Source organism: Geodermatophilus sp. URMC 60 (assembly GCF_053502585.1).
The window spans coordinates 4,189,893-4,214,411 of record NZ_CP199958.1 but is presented as its reverse complement, the minus strand read 5'-3'; the positions used below and the strand labels follow the sequence as shown (position 1 = coordinate 4,214,411).

At 74.0% G+C, this 24,519-nt stretch carries 27 protein-coding genes; 21 read left to right on the top strand and 6 right to left on the bottom strand.

Annotation, left to right across the window (positions count from 1 at the left end; translation table 11 throughout):
- Positions 1-13: 13 nt before the first annotated feature.
- Both ACWIX3_RS19895 and ACWIX3_RS19890 read right to left on the bottom strand, forming a co-directional pair.
- Positions 14-1,123, bottom strand: coding sequence for an RNA polymerase sigma factor SigF (locus ACWIX3_RS19895; RefSeq protein ID WP_448609080.1), 1,110 nt, complete (start codon positions 1,121-1,123; stop codon positions 14-16).
- A complete protein-coding gene (locus ACWIX3_RS19890; RefSeq protein ID WP_448609079.1) occupies positions 1,120-1,617 on the bottom strand; it encodes an ATP-binding protein in 498 nt (165 codons plus the stop codon). The genes ACWIX3_RS19895 and ACWIX3_RS19890 overlap by 4 nt, the downstream gene beginning before the upstream one ends.
- A gap of 255 nt (positions 1,618-1,872) precedes the next feature.
- Between ACWIX3_RS19890 and ACWIX3_RS19885 the strand changes: the two genes are divergently transcribed.
- The gene (locus ACWIX3_RS19885; RefSeq protein WP_448609078.1) at positions 1,873-3,693 is read left to right on the top strand and encodes a SpoIIE family protein phosphatase; all 1,821 of its coding nucleotides are present in this window, start codon (positions 1,873-1,875) and stop codon (positions 3,691-3,693) included.
- 58 nt (positions 3,694-3,751) lie between these two features.
- On the top strand, positions 3,752-4,771 hold the full coding sequence (locus ACWIX3_RS19880; protein ID WP_448609077.1) for a DNA topoisomerase IB: 1,020 nt from the start codon (positions 3,752-3,754) through the stop codon (positions 4,769-4,771).
- A gap of 186 nt (positions 4,772-4,957) precedes the next feature.
- Here the strand turns inward: ACWIX3_RS19880 and ACWIX3_RS19875 are convergent, their stop codons facing one another.
- The gene (locus tag ACWIX3_RS19875) at positions 4,958-5,356 is read right to left on the bottom strand and encodes an STAS domain-containing protein (RefSeq protein WP_091376003.1); all 399 of its coding nucleotides are present in this window, start codon (positions 5,354-5,356) and stop codon (positions 4,958-4,960) included.
- A gap of 335 nt (positions 5,357-5,691) precedes the next feature.
- Positions 5,692-6,225 carry a hypothetical protein gene (locus tag ACWIX3_RS19870; RefSeq protein WP_448609076.1) on the bottom strand — a complete coding sequence of 178 codons (534 nt, stop codon included), beginning with the start codon at positions 6,223-6,225 and terminating at the stop codon, positions 5,692-5,694.
- A 223-nt stretch (positions 6,226-6,448) separates the two neighbouring features.
- Between ACWIX3_RS19870 and ACWIX3_RS19865 the strand changes: the two genes are divergently transcribed.
- From ACWIX3_RS19865 to ACWIX3_RS19835, 7 genes are all read left to right on the top strand, one after another.
- Entirely contained in the window at positions 6,449-7,024 is a 576-nt protein-coding gene (locus tag ACWIX3_RS19865; RefSeq protein WP_448609075.1) for a DUF1360 domain-containing protein, read from the top strand.
- A gap of 132 nt (positions 7,025-7,156) precedes the next feature.
- A complete protein-coding gene (ku, locus tag ACWIX3_RS19860; protein ID WP_448609074.1) occupies positions 7,157-8,263 on the top strand; it encodes a non-homologous end joining protein Ku in 1,107 nt (368 codons plus the stop codon).
- Between the two features lies 1 nt (position 8,264).
- Entirely contained in the window at positions 8,265-9,575 is a 1,311-nt protein-coding gene (gene ligD / locus ACWIX3_RS19855) for a non-homologous end-joining DNA ligase (protein ID WP_448609073.1), read from the top strand.
- Between the two features lie 19 nt (positions 9,576-9,594).
- Positions 9,595-10,515 (top strand): non-homologous end-joining DNA ligase, encoded by a 921-nt coding sequence (gene ligD / locus ACWIX3_RS19850; protein WP_448609072.1) that lies wholly within the window; start codon positions 9,595-9,597, stop codon positions 10,513-10,515.
- 84 nt (positions 10,516-10,599) lie between these two features.
- On the top strand, positions 10,600-11,499 hold the full coding sequence (gene purU / locus ACWIX3_RS19845; RefSeq protein WP_448609071.1) for a formyltetrahydrofolate deformylase: 900 nt from the start codon (positions 10,600-10,602) through the stop codon (positions 11,497-11,499).
- 174 nt (positions 11,500-11,673) lie between these two features.
- Entirely contained in the window at positions 11,674-12,147 is a 474-nt protein-coding gene (locus ACWIX3_RS19840; protein WP_448609070.1) for a Fur family transcriptional regulator, read from the top strand.
- The gene (locus ACWIX3_RS19835; RefSeq protein WP_448609069.1) at positions 12,144-13,808 is read left to right on the top strand and encodes a catalase; all 1,665 of its coding nucleotides are present in this window, start codon (positions 12,144-12,146) and stop codon (positions 13,806-13,808) included. Before ACWIX3_RS19840 ends, ACWIX3_RS19835 begins: the two co-directional genes overlap by 4 nt.
- A 288-nt stretch (positions 13,809-14,096) precedes the next feature.
- Here the strand turns inward: ACWIX3_RS19835 and ACWIX3_RS19830 are convergent, their stop codons facing one another.
- A complete protein-coding gene (locus tag ACWIX3_RS19830) occupies positions 14,097-15,047 on the bottom strand; it encodes a proteasome assembly chaperone family protein (RefSeq protein ID WP_448609068.1) in 951 nt (316 codons plus the stop codon).
- Positions 15,048-15,127: 80 nt separating this feature from the next.
- Entirely contained in the window at positions 15,128-16,483 is a 1,356-nt protein-coding gene (locus tag ACWIX3_RS19825; RefSeq protein WP_448609067.1) for an AI-2E family transporter, read from the bottom strand.
- A gap of 75 nt (positions 16,484-16,558) precedes the next feature.
- On the opposite strand from ACWIX3_RS19825, the gene ACWIX3_RS19820 reads away from it, so the two are divergent.
- The 12 genes from ACWIX3_RS19820 (at position 16,559) to ACWIX3_RS19765 (ending at position 24,147) form a co-directional block, all read left to right on the top strand.
- Positions 16,559-17,026 carry a PPOX class F420-dependent oxidoreductase gene (locus ACWIX3_RS19820; protein WP_448609066.1) on the top strand — a complete coding sequence of 156 codons (468 nt, stop codon included), beginning with the start codon at positions 16,559-16,561 and terminating at the stop codon, positions 17,024-17,026.
- Between the two features lie 38 nt (positions 17,027-17,064).
- On the top strand, positions 17,065-17,652 hold the full coding sequence (locus ACWIX3_RS19815) for a hypothetical protein (protein WP_448609065.1): 588 nt from the start codon (positions 17,065-17,067) through the stop codon (positions 17,650-17,652).
- 168 nt (positions 17,653-17,820) lie between these two features.
- Entirely contained in the window at positions 17,821-18,366 is a 546-nt protein-coding gene (locus tag ACWIX3_RS19810; RefSeq protein WP_448609064.1) for a hypothetical protein, read from the top strand.
- 49 nt (positions 18,367-18,415) lie between these two features.
- A complete protein-coding gene (locus tag ACWIX3_RS19805) occupies positions 18,416-18,919 on the top strand; it encodes a dienelactone hydrolase family protein (protein ID WP_448609063.1) in 504 nt (167 codons plus the stop codon).
- On the top strand, positions 18,811-19,164 hold the full coding sequence (locus ACWIX3_RS19800; RefSeq protein WP_448609062.1) for a dienelactone hydrolase family protein: 354 nt from the start codon (positions 18,811-18,813) through the stop codon (positions 19,162-19,164). Before ACWIX3_RS19805 ends, ACWIX3_RS19800 begins: the two co-directional genes overlap by 109 nt.
- 46 nt (positions 19,165-19,210) lie before the next feature.
- A complete protein-coding gene (locus tag ACWIX3_RS19795) occupies positions 19,211-19,621 on the top strand; it encodes an ankyrin repeat domain-containing protein (RefSeq protein ID WP_448609061.1) in 411 nt (136 codons plus the stop codon).
- 141 nt (positions 19,622-19,762) lie between these two features.
- The gene (locus tag ACWIX3_RS19790; RefSeq protein WP_448609060.1) at positions 19,763-21,043 is read left to right on the top strand and encodes an AI-2E family transporter; all 1,281 of its coding nucleotides are present in this window, start codon (positions 19,763-19,765) and stop codon (positions 21,041-21,043) included.
- Positions 21,044-21,132: 89 nt separating this feature from the next.
- Entirely contained in the window at positions 21,133-21,396 is a 264-nt protein-coding gene (locus tag ACWIX3_RS19785) for a hypothetical protein (protein ID WP_448609059.1), read from the top strand.
- Between the two features lie 125 nt (positions 21,397-21,521).
- On the top strand, positions 21,522-21,926 hold the full coding sequence (locus ACWIX3_RS19780) for an AAA family ATPase (protein WP_448609058.1): 405 nt from the start codon (positions 21,522-21,524) through the stop codon (positions 21,924-21,926).
- A 98-nt stretch (positions 21,927-22,024) separates the two neighbouring features.
- Complete coding sequence (locus ACWIX3_RS19775) at positions 22,025-22,444, top strand: DUF350 domain-containing protein (protein WP_448609057.1); 420 nt, start codon at positions 22,025-22,027, stop codon at positions 22,442-22,444.
- A gap of 108 nt (positions 22,445-22,552) precedes the next feature.
- On the top strand, positions 22,553-23,323 hold the full coding sequence (gene fabG, locus ACWIX3_RS19770; RefSeq protein ID WP_448609056.1) for a 3-oxoacyl-ACP reductase FabG: 771 nt from the start codon (positions 22,553-22,555) through the stop codon (positions 23,321-23,323).
- Between the two features lie 200 nt (positions 23,324-23,523).
- A complete protein-coding gene (locus ACWIX3_RS19765; RefSeq protein ID WP_448609055.1) occupies positions 23,524-24,147 on the top strand; it encodes a GDSL-type esterase/lipase family protein in 624 nt (207 codons plus the stop codon).
- Positions 24,148-24,519: the final 372 nt, after the last annotated feature.

The following is a 24,519-nucleotide window of genomic DNA, read 5'->3' as shown; positions in this document are numbered from 1 at the left end:
GGGCGGGGCCTCCTCAGTCCTTGAGCAGGCCCTCGCGGAGCTTGGCCAGGGTCTGGCTGAGCAGCCGGGACACGTGCATCTGGGAGATGCCGATGTCGGCGGCGATCTGCGACTGGGTCATGTTGCCGAAGAACCGCAGGATCAGGATCCGCCGCTCCCGCGCCGGGATGGTCGCCAGCAGCGGCTGCAGCGACTCGCGGTACTCCACGCCCTCCAGCGCGGAGTCCTCCTCGCCGAGCGTGGCGGCGAGGGTGGGGGAGTCGTCCTCACCCGAGAGCCGCTCGTCGAGGGAGCTGCTGCGGTAGGCGTTCGCGACGGCGAGGCCCTCGAGGACCTCCGCCCGCGGGATGCCCAGGTGCTCGGCCAGTTCGGACGGCGTCGGCGCGCGGCCGTTCTTCTGCGCCAGCTCGCCGACCGCCGCGTTCAGCGACAGGTGCAGCTCCTGCAGCCGCCGCGGGACGCGCACCGACCAGCCCTGGTCGCGGAAGTGCCGCTTGATCTCACCGGTGATGGTGGGGACGGCGAAGGAGAGGAACTCCACGCCGCGGCTCGGGTCGAACCGGTCGATGGCCGCGATCAGGCCGAGGGTGCCGACCTGCAGCAGGTCGTCGAAGGGCTCGCCGCGGTTGCTGAACCGGCGGGCGAAGTGCCGGACGAGCGGCAGGTGCTCCTCGACGAGGATCTCCCGCAGACGCTCCCGGCGCGGGTCGTCCTTGTCCAGCGTGGCCAGCTCGGCGAACAGCGGTGCGGTGCGCTCGGCCCGCCGCCGGTTCTCCGAGACGGGCACGGAGCCGGGGGACGCGGTGTCGCCGGACGCGGTCTCGTCCTCGTCGTCCTCGGAGGCGGCGCCCTCCGGCTCGTCGTCCGTCGCGTCGTCCTCCTGGGATGCCGTGTCCGCGTCGGCCGTGTCCGCGTCCGCCGTGTCCTCGTCCGTCGCGTCGCTCCCGATCGGGGCGCCGGCGTCCGGGCCGGGGACGACCTCGCTGCGGGGGTCGGGCACCACGACGGTCTGCTCCTCGGACGCGAATTCTCCCTCCGTGCCGCGGCGGCCGGTCGGGAACTCGTCGTCGCGCAGGGTGTCCTCCTCGAGGGTCTGGGGCTCCGGGGCCGGCGCCCCGGTCACCGGGCGACCGAGACGTTCTGGCCCGCGTCCCCGAGCATCTGGTCCGGGTGCCGACCCGGGAGGTACTTGTCCATGGAGATGACCGCGACAGGTGAGGTGCCGCCGTCGCCGGCCGGGACGGTGGCCTGGGTGGCGGGGCCGGCCTCGACCTTGTCGACCAGGGTGTGCAGCACCGCCCACCCGAAGCCGTCGCGGGGGACGTCGGTGCCCTCGACGGTCGGCACCCAGGCGTCGATGTGCAGGCCCTGGCGGGTGGTCTCGAAGACCACGGTCAGCCGGCGGTCCTCGGAGACGATCGCGGAGAGGGTCGCGCAGGCCTCGTCGACGGCCAGCCTGAGGTCCTCCACCGCGTCGAGGTCGTAGTCCATCCGCATCGCCAGGTCACCGACCATGGCCCGCACGGCGGGCAGCTGGGTGGGGGTGGTGGGCACCCGCAGTTCCAGTCGTTCGGCGCGCCGCCCGTCCTGCGTGAGGGCACCCCTCGAGTCCACCATCCGTCGTCCGCTCCTCGTCCTCGCGTAACAGTCGCGCCGGCGCCCTGGGGTGACCCCGGCCAGCGCGGTTTCGCACCCATCCTGCCCGACCGGCAGCAGTCCCCTGCCCGGCGCTGTCGGGTGGTGCGCCCGACAGGAAGAACTACCCCGGTGTGGGCAGGGGTCAAACCCCAGGTCACCCTGCGGGTCGGCGCGGTTGCAGGCCCCTCGGGGCTGCGGTTCGCTGGCCGTCAGATGAACGCCAGTCAGGAGAGCTTGCCGTCCGGGCCCGCACCCGTGGACGACGCCGGCGCTGCCGCGCTCGTCGCGGCGATGGAGGCCGCCCCCGCCGCCATCTGGTGCCTCGCGGAGCCCGGACTGCAGCCGGTCTGGGCCAACGCCCGCGCCCGCGATCTCGGGACGGCCGCCGACGACCTCGCTGCGGTCACCGGCCACCGCGTCGTCGAGCTGGCCGGTGAGGTCGCCCGGAGCGGGCGGGCCGAGACCGTCCACGGCGACCGGGACCCCGACGGCCGGGCGTCCACCGTCGTGCTGCAGCCCGTGCGGCTGCACGGGCAGCCCGGCGTCCTCGTGCTGGTGGAGGCCGGCCGGGTCGGCTGCGGGCGCGCCGAGGGTGACGTCGTCGACCAGGTGCAGCACTCGCTGCTGCCCCCGGCGCTGCCGCTGCTCCCGGACGTGCGCCTGTCGGGCAGCTACCACCGGGCCAGTTCGGTGCGCGCCGCCGGCGGCGACTGGTACGACGCCGTGCCGCTCGGGCGCGGCCGGCTGGCACTGGTGGTCGGTGACGCGGTGGGCCACGGCGTGCCCGCGGCCGGGGCGATGAGCCGGCTGCGCGGGGCCATGCGCTCGCTGGCGTTGCGCGACCCCTCGCCCGCGGCGGTGGTCGCGGCGCTGGACGCCTTCGCCGGGCAGATGGACGACGTCGAGGGCGCCTCGGTCTTCTACGGGGTCCTGGAGGCGGCCACCGGGCGGCTGACCTACGCCGCGGCCGGGCACCCGGCTCCGCTGGTGGTCGGCGCGGACGGCGGCGCGGCGTTCCTCCCCCTCGCGCCACGGCCGCCACTGGGCACGCTGCCGGGTGCGCCGACCGTCGCGGCCACGGCGCAGCTGCCGCAGGGCGCCACCCTGGTGCTGTTCTCCGACGGCGCCGTCACCTCCTCCGGCGCGTGGTCGGCCGCCGGCCTGGACCGCCTGGCCGAGGTGTCGCGCGCCGCGCTCACGGCGCCGGGCGGCCTGGCGGGTGACGCGCCCGGTGAGCTCGCCGCGGCGATCGTCGAGGGGCTCATGGGCTCCGAGGAGCGCCTCGACGACATCGCCGTCCTGGTCGCGCACCGCCGGGCCGAGACGACCCAGCCGCTGGAGCTGGACCTGCCCGCCGTCCCGGCCGCGTTGCCGACGGTGCGCCGGCAGCTGGGCGCCTGGTTGGCCGGGCTGGGCATGGGGGAGCAGGACCGGGTCGGCGTGATGGTCGCGGTGGGGGAGGCCACCGCCAACGCCGCCGAGCACGCCTACCGCGGGGTGGAGCCGGGGCGGATGCAGGTGACGGCGGCGGTCGACATCGACGGGCAGCTGACCGTGACCGTGCGCGACCAGGGCCGGTGGCGCCCGCCGGACCGGGACCCCGGCGACCGGGGCCGCGGGCTGCTGATCATGCGGCAGCTCGTCGACGGGGTGGTGCTGCAGGGCGAGCACGGCACGACCGTGACGCTGAGCATGCAGCTGCGTCGACGTCCGGAGGACGACGAGGACCGTCCCAACGGCACGAGCGAGGCGGACGTCGTCGTCGACCGGAGCGGTGAGCGACCGGTGGTGCGGACCTCCGGAGCGGTCGACACGCTCGGCGCCGAGCAGATGCGGATCCGGCTGCTGGAGGCCAGCCACGGCGGCACCGGCCGGGTCGAGCTGGACCTGACGGCGGTCACCCTGTTCAGCAGCGCGGCGGTGCGCGTCGTCCTCGCCATGGCCCGGATAGCCGGCGAGGAGGGCTGGCGGCTGGTCGTGCACGCACCCGAGGGCGGGGTCACCCGGCACATCCTCGAGATCAGCGGACTCGGCGGGCTGGTCGAGCTGCGCTGACGGGCGACCCGCCGTCGCTCCGCGTTTGCGGCACGCCGTCGGTGCACATCCCCTTGGCGTGAGACTCCGCCGCAGCGACGTGCACGGCCCGGGCTGGCGTCGGCGGCGGGCCGGCCGCGGCTTCGCCTACTACGACGAGGACGGGGCGCTCATCAAGGACGAGCGCCTCGAGCGGCTGCGCTCGCTGGCCATCCCACCGGCCTGGCGGGACGTCTGGATCTGCCCGTGGCCCAACGGGCACATCCAGGCCACCGGGGTCGACGCCGCGGGCCGCCGGCAGTACCGGTACCACGACCAGTGGCGCGCGCGGCGGGACGCGGAGAAGCACGAACGGGTGCTGGAGATCGCCCACCAGTTGCCCGACGTGCGCGACGCCGTCGTCGACGCGATCCACGGGACGGGACTGACGCGGGAGCGGGTGCTCGCCACCGCCGTCCGGCTCCTGGACCTCGGCGCCTTCCGCGTCGGCAGCGAGCAGTACGCCGAGGACAACGGCACCTACGGGCTGGCCACGCTGCGCAAGGAGCACGTGCGGGTGCGCGGCGAGCGGGTGTACTTCTCCTACACCGCCAAGGGGGGCATCGAGCGGGAGCTGGAGCTCACCGACAAGCCCACGGCGGACGTCGTCCGTGAGCTGCTCAAGCGGCCGGACGGCGGCGAGGAGCTGCTCGGCTACTGGGTGGAGGATCCGGCCGGTGGCGGGCGGATCTGGCACGACGTGACCAGCGCCGAGGTGAACGCCTACCTCAAGGAGATCAGCGACGCGGAGATCACGGCCAAGGACTTCCGCACCTGGAACGCCACGGTGCTGATGGCGGCCACACTGGCCGAGGCGCCCGAGCCGGCCACGAAGACCGCGCGCAAGCGGGTGCTGAAGCAGGCCTACGAGCGGGTGTCGGAGACGCTGGGCAACACGCCGGCGGTGTGCAAGGCCAGCTACGTCGACCCGCGGGTGGTCGACCGGTTCGAGAACGGCGACACGGTGGCGCACGCGCTGCAGGAGGCGGCGGGGGCGCGGGACGACCGGACGGCGCAGAAGGTGCTCGAGCAGGCGGTCTGTCAGCTGCTCAGCGTCTGAGGGACGACCCCGTCCCCCCCACCCCTCGCAGGCCCGGGGCGGGGCCGGCCCCCTTCGCGTGCTCGAGCGGGCTGCGGTCCTGACCCGGGACGACGAGAGGCCCCGCCGGAGCGGGGCCTCTCGTCATGTGGCCCCCTGCAGGGTCCCGCCGCGAGCTGGCGAGCGGTGGGGGCAGGGGGTCCTTCTTCAGCGGGCGCTGCCGTCGACGATGGTGAACAGGTCGATCAGGCCGGTCACCTCGAGCGGGCGGGTGACCGCCCGGGTGGTGGCGACGAGGCGGAGGTCGACGTCACGGGAGCGGGCCGACTTCTGCGTCTCGACGAGGACGGCCAGGCCGGCGGACCCCAGGAACTGGACGCCCGACAGGTCGATGACCAGGCCCTTGGGCTGCTGCTCGAGCTGGGTGTCGAGCGACGACCGGAGCACCGGGGCGGTGAACGTGTCCACTTCGCCGACGACCGTCACCGTGACCACGCCGTCCTCGCCGGTGGAGGTCGAGAGCGTGATCACGTCGTCGAAGGGTGCCTCCGTGCCCTCGGTCGACACGTCGGGCTGCCCCTCGGCAGGCAGGTCGGATGTGGTCACGGGCTGAGCTCCTCTCAACGGCAGTACCCGGCGGCACGACCGCCCGGTCAATCTACCGCTGCGCGGCCTCCCGGATGTCGTGGCCCCCGGACACGCACGTCGTCCGTTCGTGTCCCTACCGGGAGGTCGCCCGGCACGGCCGCGGCTGCCTGCTCAACCGCTCCATCAAGGTAGACATCCGAGGTGGAACGCGCCAACCCGCCCCCGACGACCGCCACCGACTCGTGACGCCATGCCCCTAGGGGAGGAGGCGCGGCGTCACGAGTCGGTGGGCGGGGAGCCGGTCGGTCGAGCCGGGACCTGGGGGCCGCTCCCGGTCGCGAGGGGGGCCTTCCTCAGTCCACCACGTGCATGGCGGTCTCCTCCGGGCCCTCACCACCGACCACCGGGTCGCGGCTGGCCTCCATGTCGTCGGCGGTGCGGTTGGTGCCGGAGTCGGTGTCCGGGGTGGTGTCGTAGTCCTGCTCGAGCTGCCCGAGGCCACGGCCCGGGTCCTCCGCGGGGCGCACGTCCGGGACGTCGTCGGAGATCTCCTCCTCCAGACGCCCGGACAGCGACTTGCCCTCGGACTGCTCGAACGCAGTCGTGCCGAAGCCGACGGTCTGGTGGCTCTCCCGGTCGCCCGGCTCAGGAGCAAACTGCGGGTCCTCCGACCGCTGCATGGTCGGGAAGTCGTCCTGGGAGACGTCCGGGACGCCGTTGTCCTCGGGGAAGACGTCCCGGGCGGTCTGGCCCTCGGGGCCGGTGCCCCCGGTCTCGCCGCGGACGTCGTCACGGGTCCCGGTGAGACCCCGCTCGTCGTCGGGGAACTCGCTGTCGTTGAGGGCGGAGTGGATCGCTCCGCGGTCGTTCGGGTCCGGCTCGGTCATGGGGTTGTCTCCGTTCTGCGTGCGTCCGCCCCGCGCACGCTCGTCCGTTCGAGGACGGGGGACCGGTCGGGCGACCGGCGTCGTGATCTCGCCCTACCCGTCGGACTCCGCCCCATGCGTGACCCGGCCCGCGGACGCCGGTCCAGGGCGGTCCGTCCCGGGCGGTCCGCACGGGACCCCTGGGAGTGGCATGGGCCCCCCGGGAGTGGGTAGCGCGACTGGCATGGCCATCGCAGACGAGGTACAGCGGATCGGGGCTCCCGTGCGCCGCTGGGCCCGCCACCAGAAGCGCGAGTACACACAGGGGGAGCCGCGCCCGCTGGGTGGTGACCTCGGCGCGATGGGCGTCTACCTCAGCCTGGTCTCGGCCGGCGCCGCCGCCGTCCGCGCCTCGGGCCGGGAGCTGCCCGAGCGGATCCCGCCGGGCGACGCGGCGCTCCTGGCGGTGGCCACCTTCCGGCTGGCGCGGCGGATCGCGAAGGACCCGGTGACCAGCCCGCTCCGGGCGCCCTTCACGACCTTCCAGGGCCCGTCGGGCCATGCGGAGGTCGCCGAGGAGGTCCGCGAGCACGGAGGTGTCAAGCACGCCATCGGAGAGCTGCTGACCTGCCCCTTCTGCCTGGCGCAGTGGGTGGCGACCGGGCTCGTCTTCGGCTACGTGACCGCGCCCAAGGCCACCCGGCTGGCCGCCCTCACCATGACCCTGGTCGCCGGGTCGGACATCCTGCAGTTCGTGTACGACTCGATCCAGAACGGCGCGCTGGCACCCGGCGGCGAGGAGGAGGCCGGCGTGCAGTGACTCCTCCGTCCGGAGGAGGCGGCAGCGCTCGACCTGCCACGGGGCTGGCAGCGGTCCTATCCTGCTGATCTTGACCGCACTGGCCTTCCCCGCCCGCGGTCCACGGACGGGTCTCTCGACGGGAGCACGGGCATGCGGTCGATCTGGCGCGGGGCGGTGTCCTTCGGCCTGGTCAGCATCGGCGTGAAGCTGTACACGGCCACCGAGGACCACGACATCCGGTTCAACCAGGTGCACGCCGTCGACGGCGGGCGCATCAAGTACCGGCGGGTGTGCTCGATCGACGGCGCGGAGGTCGAGTACTCCGAGATCGCCAAGGGCTACGAGCTGCCCGACGGCCAGCTGGTGGTGCTCACCGACGAGGACTTCGAGGAGCTGCCGCTGGCCAGCCGGCGGGAGATCGAGGTCCTGCAGTTCGTCGACCAGGACGAGATCGACCCGATCCAGTACGAGAAGACGTACTACCTGGAGCCCGACCCCTCGGCGACCCGCCCGTACGTGCTGCTGCGCGACGCGCTGGAGAACGCCGGCCGGGTCGCCATCACCAAGATCGCCATCCGGTCGCGGGAGTCGCTCGCCGCGCTGCGCGTCAAGGACGGCGTGATGGTGCTGCACACCATGCGCTGGCCCGACGAGATCCGCCGTCCCGACTTCGCGTTCCTCGACGAGGACGTCGCCGTCCGGCCGCAGGAGCTGCAGATGGCCGAGGCGCTGATCGGCTCGATGACCGGCGAGTTCGACCCGACCGAGTTCACCGACGACTACCGCGAGGCGATGGCAGAGCTGCTGGAGGCCAAGCAGAGCGGCGGGGAGGTGCAGCCGCTGCCCGAGACCGCCGAGTCCGGTGCCGCCGTCGTGGACCTGATGAGCGCTCTGCGCCGCAGCGTGGAGGCCGCCCGGGGCGGCGCTCCCGCCGAGGAGGCGCCGCCCCGGCGGGCTCCGGCCAGGAAGGCCACCGCCGCGAGGAAGGCCACGCCCCCGGCCGGGGACGGGGCCCCGGCCCGCCGGACGCCGGCGCGGGAGGCCACGGCGGCGGAGGACACGACGGTCAGGAAGACGACGGCCAGGAAGGCGACAGCCGCGAAGGCGACCGCGGAGAAGGCGACCGCGGAGAAGGCGACCGCGGAGAAGGTGACCGCGAAGAAGGTGACGGCACCGCGGAAGGCCGCAAGGGCGACCACCGCGGAGAAGGCGACCGCGGAGAAGGCGCCGGCCAAGCGGGCCCGCCGCAGCGCCTGAGGTGCCGGCCCGGGGGAGTGCCCGGCAGACGCCCCCGGTTACCGGGGAGCCGTTCGCCGTCTCCGAGTGCGCGTCCGGCCTCGAGCTGCGGCTGGAGCGGGACGGCGTCCCGTGCTGCTGGCTGCTGCCGGAGGGGCCGCCGACCGCGCGCGGGCCCGCGCTGCCCGCCGTCCCCACGGGCGCCGACGCCGGCCTCGGCCCCGGGCCGTGGGACTCCGGCCGCTACGCCGTCGAGCAGTGGACCGACGCCCGCGTCGTCGTCGCCCTGGGTGGACGCCGGCTGCGCGGCCGCCACGTGCTCTTCCGGGTGCCCGACGGCGGCTGGCGGGTCCGCGCGCTCGACGCCCCCGCGGAGGGGCCGCCCCTGGTGCCGATGCTCGCCACCCCGGGTGAGTTGCCGCCGCCGGCGCAGGACGACGCGTGGGGCTACGAGTTCAAGTGGGACGGCGTGCGGGCGGTGGCCGTCGTGCGGGCCGGGGCGCTGGCGCTGTGGGCTCGCAGCGGCACCGACACCACCATCCGTTATCCCGAACTGAGCCGACTGCCGCAGGCGCTGGGCGGGCACGACGCGATCGTCGACGGCGAGATCGTCGCCCTCGACGCGCGCGGCCGACCGGACTTCGGCGCACTCCAGGGGCGGATGCACCGCACCGGCCCGGAGGTGCGCCGGATGGCCGCAGCGACCCCGGTGACCTACCTGGTGTTCGACCTGCTGGAACTGGACGGCGAGAGCCTGCTCGACCTGCCGTACGCGCAGCGACGGGAACGGCTGGAGGCGCTCGGCGTCGCCGGCGAGCGGTGGGTGCCCACGCCGTGGTTCCGGGGCGGCGGCGCGGCGGTGCTGGCCGCCAGCCGGGACAACGGCCTGGAGGGCGTCGTCGCCAAGCGGCTGGACTCGCCCTACCGCCCGGGGCTGCGCGGGCCGGACTGGCGCAAGGTGAAGAACGTCCGGACGCAGGCGGTCGTCGTCGGCGGCTGGCGGGCCGGGCAGGGCCGACGGGCCGGGGGAGTGGGTTCGCTGCTGGTGGGCGTGCACGACGACGCCGGCCGGCTGGTCTACGCCGGGCACGTCGGCACGGGCTTCACCGCGGCGGCCCTCGGGGAGCTCTGGCCGCTGCTCACCCCCGCCGACGCCTCGCCGTTCGCCGACGCGCTGCCCCGGGAGGTCACCCGCGACGCGCACTGGGTGGTGCCGGAGCTGGTCGGGGAGGTGGCCTTCGCCGCGTGGACCGCCGACGGCCGGATGCGCCACCCGTCGTGGCGCGGGCTGCGCGACGACCTGGTGCCGGAGGACGTGGTCGAGGAGTGGTGAGCCGGGTACGGGTCCTCGCGTGAGCCGGCAGCTGGTGCGCGTGGACGGGCGGCAGCTGCACGTGTCCAACCTGGAGAAGGTGCTCTTCCCCGAGGTCTCCTTCACCAAGGCGCAGGTCATCGACTACTACGTGCGCATCGCGCCGGTGCTGCTGCCGCACCTGTCCGGCCGGCCGGTGACCTTCACCCGCTGGCCCGACGGGGTCGAGGGGCAGGCGTTCTTCGAGAAGAACAGCGCCCGGCACGCGCCGGACTGGGTGCGGAAGGTGACGGTGCCCAGCCCCGGCAGCTCCCGCGGCCGGGAGAACCTGGAGATGGTCATCCTGGAGACCGTCGCCGACCTGGCGTGGGCGGCCAACCTGGCGGCGCTGGAGCTGCACGTGCCGCAGTGGCAGGTGGGCAGCAGGTTGCAGCCGGCGCTGCCGGACCTGCTCGTCCTCGACCTCGACCCGGGTCCGGACGCCGGGATCCTGGAGTGCTGCGAGGTCGCCGACCGGTTGCGCGAGCGGCTGGTCGACGACGGCCTGGACCCGGTGGTGAAGACGTCGGGCTCCAAGGGGATGCAGGTCTACGCGCCGATCCGGGTGACCGACCGGGAGCACCCCAGCCGGTACGCCCGTGCGCTGGCCCAGGAGCTCTCCGCCGAGACGCCCGACCGGGTCGTGTGGCGCATGGAGAAGGTGCTGCGGCCGGGCAAGGTGCTCATCGACTGGAGCCAGAACAACCCGGCCAAGACGACGGTCGCCCCGTACTCGCTGCGCGCCCGGCCCGACGCCCCGGTGTCGACGCCCATCGGCTGGGACGAGGTCGAGGCGGTGCTCGACGGCGCCGATCCCGGCGCGCTGCGGTTCCGCACCGAGGACGTGCTGGCCCGCGTCGAGGACTACGGCGACCTGTTCGACATCGCCGGGGCGCGACGCGCCGTCCTGCCCCCGGCGTGAGGGAAGGTCCCCCTCCCGGATCCCCTCGCACGCTCGGGGACGCCGGGGAGGGGGGCCGAGTGGTGCGTGGCATCCTCGACAGCCGTGTCCGCCCCGTCTGAACTGCCCTCGCCCGGCCCGCGCGACGACCGACTGGACGACGTCGGCCGCCTGGTCGTCCGCTGCCCCGACCGGCCCGGGATCGTCGCCGTCCTCAGTGGGCTGATGGCCGACGTCGGAGCGAACATCATCGACTCGCAGCAGCACTCGTCGGACCCGGTGGGCGGCACCTTCACGCTGCGACTGGAGTTCTTCCTCGCCGATCTGGCCGCCCGGCGCCAGCAGCTGGAGGGCGCCCTGGCTCTGCTCGCGCAGCAGTGGCAGTTCACCTGGCGGCTGACGGAGGCCGCGCACCGCCCGCGGCTGGCGGTGTTCGTCTCCAAGACCGACCACGTGCTGCAGGAGCTGCTCTACCGGGTGCGCGCCGGTGACCTGCGCGCCGAGATCGCCGCCGTCGTCTCCAACCACCCCGACCTCGAGCCGGTGGCCCGCGCGGCCGGCGTCCCCTTCCACCACGTGCCGGTGACGCCGGAGACGAAGGCGGAGTCCGAGGCGCGGGCGCTGGAGCTGATCGGGGACGTCGACCTGGTGGTGCTCGCGCGCTACATGCAGATCGTCTCGGCGGACTTCTGCAGCCGGTTCCCGGAGCGGCTGATCAACATCCACCACAGCTTCCTGCCGGCCTTCGTCGGGGCGAACCCCTACCGGGCGGCGCACGACCGCGGCGTGAAGCTGATCGGCGCCACCGCGCACTACGTGACGCCGGAGCTCGATGCCGGGCCGATCATCGAGCAGGAGGTCGCCCGCGTGGACCACCGCGCGACGGTCGAGGACATGCGCCGGATCGGCCGCTACGTCGAGCGCCAGGTCCTGGCCCAGGCCGTGACCTGGCACGTCGAGGACCGGGTCATCGTGGACGGCGAGAAGACCATCGTCTTCGCGTGACGGGGGACCCCGTCCTCCCCACCCCGTGCCGTCAGGGACCCCTCCCCGAGCTCTTCGCGGGTCCAGGGCGGGCCGGGAGGGTCCAGAGCCCCCGGACGGGGCCGCGGACGTCGCTGACCCGCCGCCACCCCCTTGTCTTGACTCGATCAAGAAAAGACGGTTGGGTGGACGTCGATGGAGACGACCTGGCAGGAGCAGCTCCGCACTGCGGGGCTGCGCGTCACGCGGCCCCGCCTGTCGGTGCTCCAGGTGCTCGCCGAACGTCCGCACGCGGACGTCGACGCCATCGTCACCGCCGCCCGCACCGTGCACCCGACGTTGTCGCCCCAGGCGGTCTACGGGGTGCTCGAGGCGCTCGTCTCCAGTGGGCTGGCCCGCCGGATCGAGCCCGCCGGCGCTCCCGCGCTCTTCGAGCTGCGGGTCGGTGACAACCACCACCACCTGGTCTGCCGCTCGTGCGGTGCGGTCGCTGACGTCGACTGCACCGTGGGGGCGGCCCCGTGCCTGACGCCCTCGGACACGGCGGGTTTCGTCGTGGACGAGGCGGAGGTCGTCTTCTGGGGTCTCTGCCGGCGATGCCGGGTAGGGACGCCAGGAGAGACCGCTCAGGTCCTTCAGCACGACAATCGAGGAGGAGCAAGAGGATGACCGACGTCGCATCGCAGGGCCCTGCGCCGAGCGAGGCGGACCGTCCGGTCCTGACCAACCGTCAGGGCCACCCGGTCTACGACAACCAGAACCAGCGCACGGTGGGTGCCCGTGGCCCGGCGACGCTGGAGAACTACCAGTTCCTCGAGAAGATCAGCCACTTCGACCGGGAGCGGATCCCGGAGCGCGTGGTCCACGCCCGCGGCATCACCGCGTTCGGCTACTTCGAGGCCGACGGCACCGTGGGCGACGAGCCGATCAGCAAGTACACCCGCGCCAAGCTGTTCCAGGAGAAGGGCAAGCGCACCGAGTGCGCCGTCCGCTTCTCCACCGTCGCCGGTGGCCGCGACTCCTCGGAGTCCGCGCGCGACCCGCGCGGTTTCGCGGTGAAGATGTACACCGAGGACGGCAACTGGGACCTCGTCGGCAACAACCTGGGCGTCTTCTTCATCCGGGACGCCATCAAGTTCCCCGACTTCATCCACTCGCAGAAGCCGGACCCGGTCACCTTCGAGGCCAGCGTCGCCGAGCGCGCGTTCGACTTCTTCAGCCAGACCCCCGAGGCCATGCACATGATCTCGCTGGTCTTCAGCCCGCGGGGTACGCCGGCCAGCTACCGGTACATGCAGGGCTTCGGCGTGAACACCTACAAGTGGGTCAACGCGCAGGGCGAGACCGTGCTGGTGAAGTACCACTGGTACCCGAAGCAGGGCGTGAAGTCCTGGACGGCCGCGGACGCCGCCGCCACCCAGGCGCAGACCCTCGGTGCCCACACCAAGGACCTGCACGACGCCATCGCCGCCGGCGACCACCCGCAGTGGGACCTCTACGTCCAGATCATGAGTGACGACGAGCACCCCGAGCTCGACTTCGACCCGCTGGACGACACCAAGGTCTGGCCGCAGGAGCTCTTCCCGGTGCGCAAGGTCGGCACGATGACCCTCAACCGGATGCCCGTCGACAACTTCACCGAGAACGAGCAGATCGCGTTCGGCACCGGTGTGCTGGTCGACGGACTGGACTTCTCCGACGACAAGATGCTGGTCGGTCGCACGTTCTCCTACTCCGACACCCAGCGGTACCGGGTGGGCCCGAACTACCTGCAGCTGCCGGTGAACCAGCCGAAGACCCGGGTGGCCACCAACCAGCGCGACGGTCAGATGGCCTACGGCGTCGACCGTGCCGATGGCACCAACCCGCACGTGAACTACGAGCCGTCGATCCTCGGCGGACTGCGTGAGGCCGAGTACCCGACGCACGACGAGCAGGGCCCAGTCATCACGGGTCGGCTCACCCGCAGGCGGATCCCGCGGACCAACGACTACGCGCAGGCCGGCGAGCGCTACCAGCTCTCCGAGCAGTGGGAGAAGGACGACCTGGTCAAGAACCTGGTCGACGCCCTCTCGCAGTGCCGCCGCGAGATCCAGGAGCGGATGGTCTGGCACTTCTTCATGTGCGATGACGAGTGGGGCCAGCGGGTCGGCGAGGGGCTGGGCATCAGCGCGGACGACGTCCGTGGCCTCGAGCCGCTGCAGACCCAGACCCTCTCGGAGGAGGAGCTGCAGCGTGCCGCCAACCTCGGCAAGAACGGCCCGCGTGACGTGACCGGCCACGACATGACGCACTGCGTGCCCAACGAGCACGTGGTCGTCGCCGGCTGACGCCAGCGCACCTGCACACCGCGGCGGGCCGCGACCGGGACTCCCGGTCGCGGCCCGCTGTGCTGTGTGATCGGTCGGCCTACCGGCCGACACCGCCTCCCGGTGCCGTCCCCCGGTCCCGGTGCGCTCCGGACTCCCGTCCCTGCTCGGGGAGCACGTGTTCGCCGTCGTCGGCGTCCTCGGGGGCCCTGGCCCTCACCGCCGCGCGGACGAAGCAGCCGGCTGACCACCGGCCGCTGCAGGGGCCCGCGGCGAGCGGGGGAGCCGTCAGGGGCAGGGGGTCCTTCCTCAGTCGCCGCGGCGGCGCTCCTGCTCGGCGAGGAACCGCTCGAACTCCGCGCCGATCTCCTCGCCGTCGGGCACCTCGCCGATCTCGCTGAGCAGGTCGCTGCCCTCGCGGGCGGCGGTGAACTGGTCGAACTGCTGCTCCAGTGCCGCCACGACGGCGGTGTTCTCCGGCGACCGGGCGATCTGCTCGTCGACCTCGGTGCGGTGTGCCTCGGCGGCCTCCCGCAGGGCCTCGGTGGGCAGGTGCAGCCCGGTCAGCCGGGAGAGGTGCTCCAGCAGCGTCAGCGACGCCGCCGGGAACGTCGCCTGCGCCAGGTAGTGCGGCACGTGGGCGGCCACCCCGTAGGCGTCGACGCCGGCCTCGCCCATCCGCAGCTCCAGCAGTGCGGCGACGCTGCCGGGCAGCCGCATCTCGCCCCAGTAGACCGGGTACTCGGCGATCAGCGAGCGCCGCGTCGCGTGCGCGGTGACGGTGACCGGGCGGGTGTGCGGCACCGGCATCGGGATCGCCTGCAGCGACACGACCGAGGTGACGCCCAGTCGCTCGACCAGGACGCCGACCGCGGCCACGAACCGCTCCCAGGCGAAGTCGGGCTCCGCGCCGTGCAGCAGCAGGAAGGGCGCACCGGCGTCGTCCTCCAGCGCGTAGAGCAGCAGCTCCGGCGCGGCGAAGGAGTCGTAGCGGTCGCCGGAGAAGGTGATCCGCGGCCGGTGTGCGCGGTAGTCGACCAGGCTGTCGGCATCGAACCGGGCGATGACCTGGTGCGGCAGCGCGCCGAGTAGGTGCGCACCGGTCAGCGCGCTGGCCGAGGCTGCGTCGATCTCGCCGGCGAGGTCGTGCACGAGCACCAGCCCGCGGCGGTCGCCGGCCTCGGTGACCGCGGCCTCACGGGCCAGGAACGGCTCGGCCTCGGGGAGCAGCTCGACGAGCTGCTCCGGTCGCTGCGCCACGGTGGTGCCTCCTCGCGGTACGGGTCTGCCGTCTACAGCTCCCCCCGTGCCGGCCGCATTCCCGGGGTCCTCCGGAGGGGTCAGGCGGGCGGCGGGGTCGGGGTGTCGTCCCCGGCCGCGGTGGCTCCCGTCCCGCCGTCCGCAGCGTCGCCGGCCGGGGTGGTGGCGACCCGCTCCCGGACGACCGTGGCACCGGTCTCGTCACCGGTGACCTGCACCCGGGTGCCGTCCTCGGCGACCTCCGGCGTCCTGCCGTCGAGCTGGTCCCGGACGTAGCGGTAGATGACGGCGATCAGCGCGGCCACGGGGACGCCGAGGAACGTGCCGAGGATGCCGTACAGGCTGCCACCGGCGGTGACCGCCAGGATGACGACGGCCGCGTGCAGGTTGAGCCCGCGGCCCTGGAGGATCGGCTGGAGCACGTTGCCCTCGAGCTGCTGCACCACCAGCACGATGACCAGCACGATCAACGCCGTCTGCCAGCCGTTGCTGACCAGGGCGATCAACACGGCGAAGGCGCCGGCGACGAAGGCGCCGATGATCGGGATGAACGCCCCGAAGAAGGTCAGGAGGGCGAGGGGCAGCACCAGCGGGACGCCGAGGATCCACAGGCCCAGCCCGATGAAGAAGGCGTCGATGAAGCCGACCAGGGCCTGCTGCCGGATGAACTCCGACAGGGTGGACCACGTCTTGTACGACAGCGCCGCCACGTGCGGGGCCACCTTGGGGCCGGTCTGCGCGGCCAGCCACGGCAGCCAGCGCGGGCCGTCCTTGATGAAGAAGAACGCCAGGACCAGGGCCAGGAGGAGGTTGAGCAGACCGTTGCCGACCGCGGAGACACCCGTCAGCGCGTAGCCGGCGATGTTCTGGGCGTTCCCCTGGATGCTGTCGATGACCTGGTCGACGGCCTGGCCGATCTGGTCCTCACCGAGGTTCAGCGGCGGCCCGGTCACCCACTGCTGCACGTCCTGCAGCCCGGCGGTGGCGGCGTCGGCCAGTTCGCCGGCCTGGTCGGCGACCTGCGGGACGATCCACGTGAAGAGGCCGCCGACGACCGCGAAGAAGAGCAGCAGCACCACCAGGGCGGCCAGTGCCGGGGGGAAGTGCAGCCGGCGCAGCAGCCGGGTGGGCGGCCAGAGCACGGTCGCGAACAGCAGGCCCAGGATGACCGGCAGCAGGATCGGCCAGAGCTTGCCGAGCACCCAGCCGACCGCCACCACCGCCGCCGCGATGAGCAGCAGCTGCGCCGAGGCGACGGCGAGTGCCCGGACGCCCTTCTGCAGCCGGGGCCCGCGGTCGGCGCTCGGAGCGGGGCTCGCGGTGACCGCGGCCGTGGGCACCGCGGAGAAGCTGGGCGTCCGTGCGGTGGCCGTGGGCTCGTCGCCCGAGCCGGGGGCGGACGCGGCGTCCGGACGGCCGGGCAGTCGGGACCTCATGCGGTCGATCACAGCAGGCCACTACCCCGGGTGGGGCCGGGACGATCATGTCGTGACCGTCGTAACGTCCGGGCCATGCCGAGAACCGCGACCGCCGACCGCGTCGACCGTGCCGCCCTCGAGGAGTTCCTCCGCCCCCGCCACAAGGCCGTGCTGGTCACCCGGCGCAGTGGAGGGGGCGTGCAGCTGTCCCCGGTGACCTGCGGCCTCGACCAGGAGGGGCGGGTGGTGGTCTCCACCTATCCGCAGCGGGCCAAGACGGCCAACGCCCGGCGCGACCCCGCCGTCTCGCTGTGCGTGCTCTCCGACGACTTCGACGGCCCCTGGGTCCAGGTGGACGGCCGGGCCGAGGTGCTCGACCTGCCCGAGGCGATCGAGCCGCTGGTCGACTACTACCGCGCGATCAGCGGCGAGCACCCGGACTGGGACGAGTACCGGGTGGCGATGGCGCGGCAGGGCAAGTCCCTCCTGCGGGTGAGCATCGAACGCTGGGGCCCGATCGCGACGGGCGGCTTCCCTCCGGAGGTGGTCGACAAGCTCTGAGGCTTGCCCGCCGCGGGGAAAGCCGACAGACTTGCGGAGTGCCGTACGTGCTGACCGTCGACCGGCAGGGCGGTCGCCGGGGGCCGGACCGGGTCGCCGGCGTCCTGCGGCGGCTCGCGGACGACGTCCCCACCGTGCTGCCCTTCGAGCGCACGGCGGGCGACGAGTTCCAGGGCGTGCTCGCCGACCCCGCGGTCGTCGTCGACGTCGTCCTCCGGCTCGTGCGCGAGGGCGGCTGGAGCATCGGCGTCGGAGCGGGTCCGGTGCAGACACCGCTGCCCGACAGCACCCGCGCCGGGGCCGGGCCCGCCTACCTGTGCGCACGCCGGGCGGTCGACGCGGCCGAGCAGCGCAGCGTCCGGCTGGCCGTGCGCGGCGCGGTCCCACCCGACGCCGGCGACGCGCAGGCGGTGCTGAGCGCGCTGGCCGTCGTCGTCCAGCGGCGCAGCCGGCAGGCGTGGGAGGCGATCGAGCTGGTCGGCGCCGGGCGCACCCAGGCCCACGCCGCCGCCTCGCTCGGGGTCTCGCGCCAGGCGGTGGGCCAGCGGCTGGCCGCGGGCCTGTGGGAGCTGGAGCGCGAGCTGCGGCCCACCGCGGCGCGGCTGCTCGCGCGGGCGGCCGGGTGACCGCCGCCGAGCGGGTCGTCATCGGCGCCCTGGCCGGCGTGCTGTGGGCGGCGGCGTGCGTCGGCGTCGCGCTGCTGCTGCGCAGCTGACCGGCCGCCACCGCGCGCGGTGATCACCGGGCGGACAGAATGGGTCCGCACCTCTGCCGTCCGCACCCCGGGAGACCCCGTGTCCGAGTCGACCGCACCGAGCGGGATCCGCAACGCGGACCTGCTCGGCGTCTACACGAACGACCACCTCGCCTCGGCCACCGGTGGGATCGAGCTCGTGAGCCGGATGCTCGGCCGCTGGCGCGGGACCTCCTACGAGCCGCGGCTCGAGGAGCTGCTCGACGAGCTGCGCGAGGAGCGGTCGGCCCTGCGGGGCACGATGGAGGCGCTCGGCCTGCCGGTGCGGGAGTACAAGCAGGCCGCGGTCTGGCTCGGCGAGAAGATCTCCCGGGTCAAGCTCAACGGGCACGTGCTGAGCCGCTCACCGCTGTCGGACCTGGTCGAGTTCGAGTTCATCGCCACCGCGGTGCTGGCCAAGCGGGCCGGTTTCGAGACGCTGCGGGCTGCGGGAGAGGCCGACCCGCGCATCGACGCCGCGTTGTTCGACCGGCTGATCGCGCAGGCGGACAAGCAGCACCACTGGCTGGCCGACGTCCGCCGCGAGGTCGCCGCGCACGTCTTCGGCGGCCACCCCGGCCCGGCCGACGCCGCCGCCGACACCTGAGCGGGCGATCACCCGGCAGCCCGCCCTCCCTCCGGGTAGAACCGGGGACGTGTGCCACGACGCCGACAGCCGCCCGCCCGCCCCGCCGAGGAGCGGTGACGTCGCCGAGCGCGGCACCCTGACGCTCACCTCGGCCGACGGCACCGAGGTCGCCGCCGCGTACGCCGCCCCTGCCGGCGAGACCCGGGTCGGCGTCGTCCTGCTGCCCGACATCCGCGGGTTGCACCCGTACTACGTGGCGCTGGCCGAGCGGTTCGCCGAGGCCGGGTCGCCGGCCCTGGCGGTCGACTGGTTCGGCCGGACGGCGGACCTCCCCGAGGACGGGGCCCGCGGGCAGGACTTCGACTGGCGGACGCACATCCCGCAGGTCACCGCGGCCGGTGTCGACGCCGACGTCACCGCGGCGGTCGCGTACCTGCGCGAGCGCACCCGCCGGACCTGCCCGTGGTCACCGTCGGCTTCTGCTTCGGCGGCAGCCACTCCTGGCGGCTGGCCGGGAGCGCCGACGTGGACCTCGCCGGCAGCGTCGGCTTCTACGGCAAGCCGGAGCTGACCGGGGACGCGCCAGCCGTCCGCCCGACGCTGATGGTCATCGCCGGCGCCGACGCCGCCACCCCGGTCGAGGACCAGCTGGTCCTGGCCGAGCGGCTGCGGGCCGGTGGCGCGGAGGTGGAGACCGCCGTGTACGACGGGGCCCCGCACTCCTTCTTCGACCGCGCGTACGGCGACTGGGCCGAGGCGTGCGCCGACGTCTGGCGCCGGGTGCTGGCACTCACCGACCGCGTGGCCGCGGGCTGAGTGCCGTGGCGCCCCGGCCGACGGACCGACCTCCTACCCTCGATCCGTGAGTGAGCAGCGGAGTGGCGACATCGACCCCGGGGTCATCGAGCTGGCGGCGCGGGTCTTCGACCTCGCACGCGGCGGGGCCACCGAGGAGCTGGCCGCCTACGTCGACGCCGGGGTGCCGGCGAACCTGACCAACGACAAGGGTGACACGCTGCTCATCCTGGCCGCCTACCACGGACACCCGGAGACGGTCGCCGCGCTGCTGCAGCGGGGCGCCGACGCCGGCCGGGTGAACGACCGGGGCCAGACGGCGCTGGCCGCGGCGGTGTTCAAGCAGTCGGAGGAGACCGTGCGCGCCCTGCTCGAGGCCGGTGCCGACCCGGACGCCGGCGGCCCGACCGCCCGGGAGACGGCGGCGTTCTTCGACCTGCCGGCGATGACCGCGCTGCTGGACCATGCGCGTCCCTGAGCGGGCCGGCCGCGCGTGCCGGGGTGACGGCCCGAGCGCGGCGAACCGCGGAGGAGGGCACGTGGTCGGGATCCACCCGGGGCCGTCGGCCACCGGCACCTCCGGCGCGCCCGCCGGCGTCGAGGGCTGAGGCGACCGACGGTGACCACGCAGCGGGGTGTCCCGGGGACCGAGGTCCCGCAGGCCAACGGGGCCACCGGCGTGCCGCCGGCCGCCGCCGCGGAGGCCGCGTCGGTGGCCAGGACGGCGGCCGACCCCCTGCCCGAAGGCGCGCTCGGGCCGCCGACCGGCGGGATGCCGCGCTGGATGGTGCTGCTCATCGGCGCCGCCACCGCGACGATCGCGATCGCCGGAGTGCGGTCGATCTCCTGGCTGGTCGGCCCGGTGCTGCTCGCCCTGGTCGTGGTCATCGCCCTGAACCCCGTGCAGCGCTTCCTGCAGCGGCACGGGTGGCCGCGCTGGGCCAGCACGACCGTCCTGCTGGTACTGGTGTGGGCCGTCCTGCTGGGCTTCGTCGCCCTGCTGGTGGTGTCGATCGCCCAGTTCGCCGCCCTCCTGCCCGACTACGCGGGGTCGGCGGAGGCGCTGATCGCCTCGGTGGTCAGCGACCTCAACGACCGGGGCATCGTCTCCGGGCAGCTCTCCGACCTGGTCGCCCAGTTCGACTACAGCCAGCTGGTCGGCGTGGCGACCGGCGTGCTCGCGCGGGCCACCGACACCGCCTCGACACTGGTCCTGCTGCTGGCCGCGCTGGTGTTCCTCTCCATCGAGTCCGGCGGTTTCGGCCGGCGGCTGGCGCTGATCGCGGCCGAGCGCCCGCACCTGCCGATCGCGCTGGGCCTGTTCGCCCGGGGCACGCGCAGCTACCTGTGGGTCAGCACGGTGTTCGGCGCGATCGTGGCCGTCGGCGACACGGTGGCGCTGATGGTGGTCGGCGTCCCCCTGCCGGTGGTGTGGGGGCTGCTGTCGTTCGTCACCAACTACGTGCCCAACATCGGGTTCGTCCTGGGCCTGGTGCCACCGGCGATCCTGGCCCTGCTCGACGGCGGCTGGACCGACTTCTGGGTCGTCGTCGCCGTCTACGCGCTGCTCAACTTCGTCGTCCAGACGCTCATCCAGCCCCGGTTCGTCGGCGACTCGGTGGGGCTGTCGATGACGGTCACCTTCGTGGCGCTGCTGTTCTGGGGCTGGGTGCTCGGCGCGCTCGGCGCCCTGCTGGCCATCCCGCTCACGCTGCTGCTCAAGGCGCTGCTGGTGGACGTCGACCCGCGCGGTCACTGGCTCGACGCGCTGCTGCGCGAGGAACCGAGAGCGCCCCGGACCAGTCGTGCCCGCCAGCGCGCGCACGCCCGTCGCGCGGCGCTCGCCTCGGTCCGCGCGCTGCACGTCCCGCGGCCGCACCGGCGCCCGTCGGAGGACTGAAACCGCAGGTCAGCCCGGAATGTCGTACCCCCGGAGGACGTTGTCACCATGTCGGGCAACCTCGCCCGGCGCGACGTCTGGAGGACGCGATGAAGGGCGACCGTGTCGAGGTAGTGATCGACGCCGGCGGGAGCACCCGCACTTACGAGATCGAGGCCACCCGCGCCGGCCGGCGGGTGGACGTGACGCACGGCCGCGGGCTCGTGGAGGTCACCGAGAGCACCCGGGGCGGGACCCCGGTCCGCACCGCCCGGTTCATGTCCGGCCGGGTCCTGGCGCTCGTCGAGCACCCGGCGCCCCGGCCGGCCCTGGACGACGACGCCGATGTGAGGCCGCTGCGCCAGACCGCGTGACACGGGACCCCCTCCTCTCCACCCCTCACGAGCTCGGCGGGAGGACCACCTCCTCCCCACCACTGGCACGCTCGCGGCGGGACCCGGGAGGCGGCCGGAGGGGGTCAGGGCAGGAACTCGTGGTCATGGTCGGGCTCCAGGGCAGCGGCAAGTCGACCTGGGTGCGTGCGCACCTGGCCGAGACGCACGTCGTCGTCAGCAAGGACCACTGGCCCAACGCCCGCCGTCGCGAGGCCCGGCAGCGGCGCGTCGTGGCCGAACTGCTGGCGCAGGGCCGGAGCACGGTCGTCGACAACACCAACCCCACCCTCGAGGACCGCGCCCCGCTGGTCGCGGCGGCCCGGGCGGCCGGCGTCGGCGTCCGGGCGGTCTGGCTGGACACTCCTGTGCCGGTCTGTGCCGCGCGCAACGACACCCGGGAGGGCCGGGCGCGGGTGCCACCGGCCGGGCTGTACGGGACGGCCGCGCGGTTCGTCCCGCCGTCGACGGCCGAGGGTTTCGAGCGGGTGGACGTCGTCCGCCCCGGGTGAGGTGGCGGGCGCGTCCGGCACGCCGGGGCGGATCCGGGGGAGCCGGTGCGGTAGACACGTCCGGCGTCCGCCCGTCCCGCGTCCCCCGGAGGTTCTTCGTGCTGGCCAGCATCGGTTACGCCGTCGCCTACACCGGGGTCGGCATCGTGCTGCTGACCCTCGGCTTCCTCGTGCTCGACCTGCTGACCCCCGGCCAGCTCGGTCGGCACATCCACGAGGAGCGGTCGGTCAACGCCGGCATCGTGCTCGCCGCCGGGTTCCTGGCCCAGGGCCTGGTCATCTTCAGCGCGATCTGGACCAACGCGACCAGCGGGTTCGGGGAGGCGCTGCTCTACACCGTCGTCTTCGGCCTGCTCGGCGTGGTGCTGCAGGCCGTCGCGTTCCTCGTGCTCGACCTGCTCACCCCCGGCAAGCTGGGCCGCCACGTGACCGAGGTCACCTTCCACCCGGCCAGCCTGGTCCTCGCCGCCGTCCAGCTCTCCGTCGCGGGCATCGTCGTCGCCAGCATCTGGCCCTGACCCGCGCCTCCGCCACTACGCGGCTACCCGCCGGTAGCCTCGCGGAGCCGATCCGTACCGTGTGGTCCAGCGCACCGGACGGCGCAGAAATCGGAGAGGGACGAACAGATGAGCGAGTCGAACAGCACCGGCACCCGCGTGGCGATCGTCACGGGGGCCGCGCGTGGCATCGGTGCGGCCGTCGCCAAGCGGCTGGCGCAGGACGGGTTCGCCGTGGGCGTGCTCGACCTGGACGAGGCCGCGAGCAAGGAGACGGTGGCGGCCATCGAGGCCGCCGGCGGTCGTGCGCTGGCACTGGGCGCCGACGTCAGCGACGCCGAGCAGGTGGAGGCCGCGGTCAGCCGCGTCGCCGCCGAGCTGGGCGCCCCGACGGTGCTGGTCAACAACGCCGGCGTCATCCGGGACAACATGCTGTTCAAGATGACCGAGGCGGACTGGGACACGGTCATGAACGTGCACCTCCGCGGCGCCTTCCTGATGTCCCGCGCGGTGCAGAAGCACATGATCGACGCCAAGTGGGGTCGGATCGTGAACCTGTCGAGCACCTCGGCCCTGGGCAACCGCGGCCAGGCCAACTACTCGACGGCCAAGGCCGGTCTGCAGGGCTTCACCAAGACCCTGGCGATCGAGCTGGGCAAGTTCGGTGTCACCGCCAACGCCATCGCGCCCGGGTTCATCCAGACCGAGATGACCAGGGCGACCGCGGACCGGATGGGCATCGCGTTCGAGGACTTCATCGCCTACGCCGCCAAGGAGATCCCGGTGCAGCGCGTCGGCCAGCCCGAGGACATCGCGCACCTGGCGTCGTTCTTCATCAGCGAGGGCGCGGGCTTCGTCTCCGGCCAGGTGGTCTACGCCGCCGGCGGCCCGAAGGCCTGAGGAAGGGCCACCCTTCCCCCCACGCCTCGCACGCTCGGCGCGGGACCTCGAAGGGTGGCCGTTCCGGCACGTCACCAGGCTCGCGGGGGGTCCCTGCAGGGGCAGGCTGAGACGCGACAGGGCCCGGTCGGCACCCCGGCCGGGCCCTATCCTGTTCCGGCGACGGGCATGGCGGAGCGTGCGTCGGTGTTGTACGAACCGTGACACGCACGCCCCTCCGGCTCGCCCTCCTCGGTGACTCGCTCGCGTACGGCTCCGGCGCCGCCGGGCCCGGGGACGCCCTCGGCCCCCGCCTGGCCGCCGCGCTGACCGGCGCCGGCTACGACGTCGACCTGTCCGTGCTCGCCGTCCCGGGGGCGGTGTCGCGGGACCTGGCCGCACAGGTCCGCCGGGCCGCGCTGCTGGACGTCGACCTCGCGGTGGTGGTGGTCGGTGCCAACGACCTGGCGCGACTGGTGCCCCCGCCGCAGGCGGCAGCGGCACTGGCCAGCGCGCTGGGCGCCCTGCGCGCGGCCGGCACCGACGTGGTCGTCGTCCCGGCGCCGGACATGTCGACCGTGCCCTGGGTGCCGCCGGCGCTGCAGTCGCTGGTGCAGGCCGCCTCGAGGCGGCTGCAGCGGGAGCAGGCAGCCGTCGCCCGCTCGGCCGGCGCCATGGTCGCCGCCGTGTCCGAGGCCGTGTCCGCGGCCTTCGGCACCGACCCGGCGCTGTTCTCCGCCGACCGCTTCCACCCGTCGTCGGCCGGCTACGCCCACATCGCCCAGGCGCTGGTGCCCCACGTCGTCGCCGCCGCGCACGCCCGACGGGACGGCGCCGCCGCCTGACGTTCCGGCTCGGGAGCCTCGGAGCCTCGGAGCCCGGGCGCCGCCGCGGAAGGTCGTGGGGTCGCGTCTCGTCGACACGCCGTCGTCGGCGTGTCGGGGTGCACACCCTCTCGATCGACTCGCAGGTGGCCGCGGCTCCGGGCCCGTGTTCGTCGCCGCTGTCCATACGCACTCATCCCCCTGGACGGTCACCGGAACCTTGCCTAGCGTCGCTGGTGCGTCATTCGGACGGTCGTGGTCCGGAGGGGGAGACGTGTCACTCGTGGTCGTGCCCGAGGCCGGCGTCCGTGGGAGGAACCGCGCCTGCCGCCGCACGGCCCGGTCCCGCAGCGGCGTATCACGAGCGGTCCTCCGGAGCTCATCGGTACCGAG

Coding starts and splice junctions, on each gene's coding strand:
- ACWIX3_RS19780 (WP_448609058.1), top strand. CDS start 21,522: ATGGTCGGGCTCCAGGGCAGCGGCAAGTCGACCTGGGTGCGTGCGCAC.
- ACWIX3_RS19785 (WP_448609059.1), top strand. CDS start 21,133: ATGAAGGGCGACCGTGTCGAGGTAGTGATCGACGCCGGCGGGAGCACC.
- ACWIX3_RS19825 (WP_448609067.1), bottom strand. CDS start 16,483: ATGAGGTCCCGACTGCCCGGCCGTCCGGACGCCGCGTCCGCCCCCGGC.
- ACWIX3_RS19865 (WP_448609075.1), top strand. CDS start 6,449: ATGGCCATCGCAGACGAGGTACAGCGGATCGGGGCTCCCGTGCGCCGC.
- ku (WP_448609074.1), top strand. CDS start 7,157: ATGCGGTCGATCTGGCGCGGGGCGGTGTCCTTCGGCCTGGTCAGCATC.
- ACWIX3_RS19870 (WP_448609076.1), bottom strand. CDS start 6,225: ATGACCGAGCCGGACCCGAACGACCGCGGAGCGATCCACTCCGCCCTC.
- ACWIX3_RS19820 (WP_448609066.1), top strand. CDS start 16,559: ATGCCGAGAACCGCGACCGCCGACCGCGTCGACCGTGCCGCCCTCGAG.
- fabG (WP_448609056.1), top strand. CDS start 22,553: ATGAGCGAGTCGAACAGCACCGGCACCCGCGTGGCGATCGTCACGGGG.
- ACWIX3_RS19890 (WP_448609079.1), bottom strand. CDS start 1,617: ATGGTGGACTCGAGGGGTGCCCTCACGCAGGACGGGCGGCGCGCCGAA.
- ACWIX3_RS19840 (WP_448609070.1), top strand. CDS start 11,674: ATGGAGACGACCTGGCAGGAGCAGCTCCGCACTGCGGGGCTGCGCGTC.
- ACWIX3_RS19835 (WP_448609069.1), top strand. CDS start 12,144: ATGACCGACGTCGCATCGCAGGGCCCTGCGCCGAGCGAGGCGGACCGT.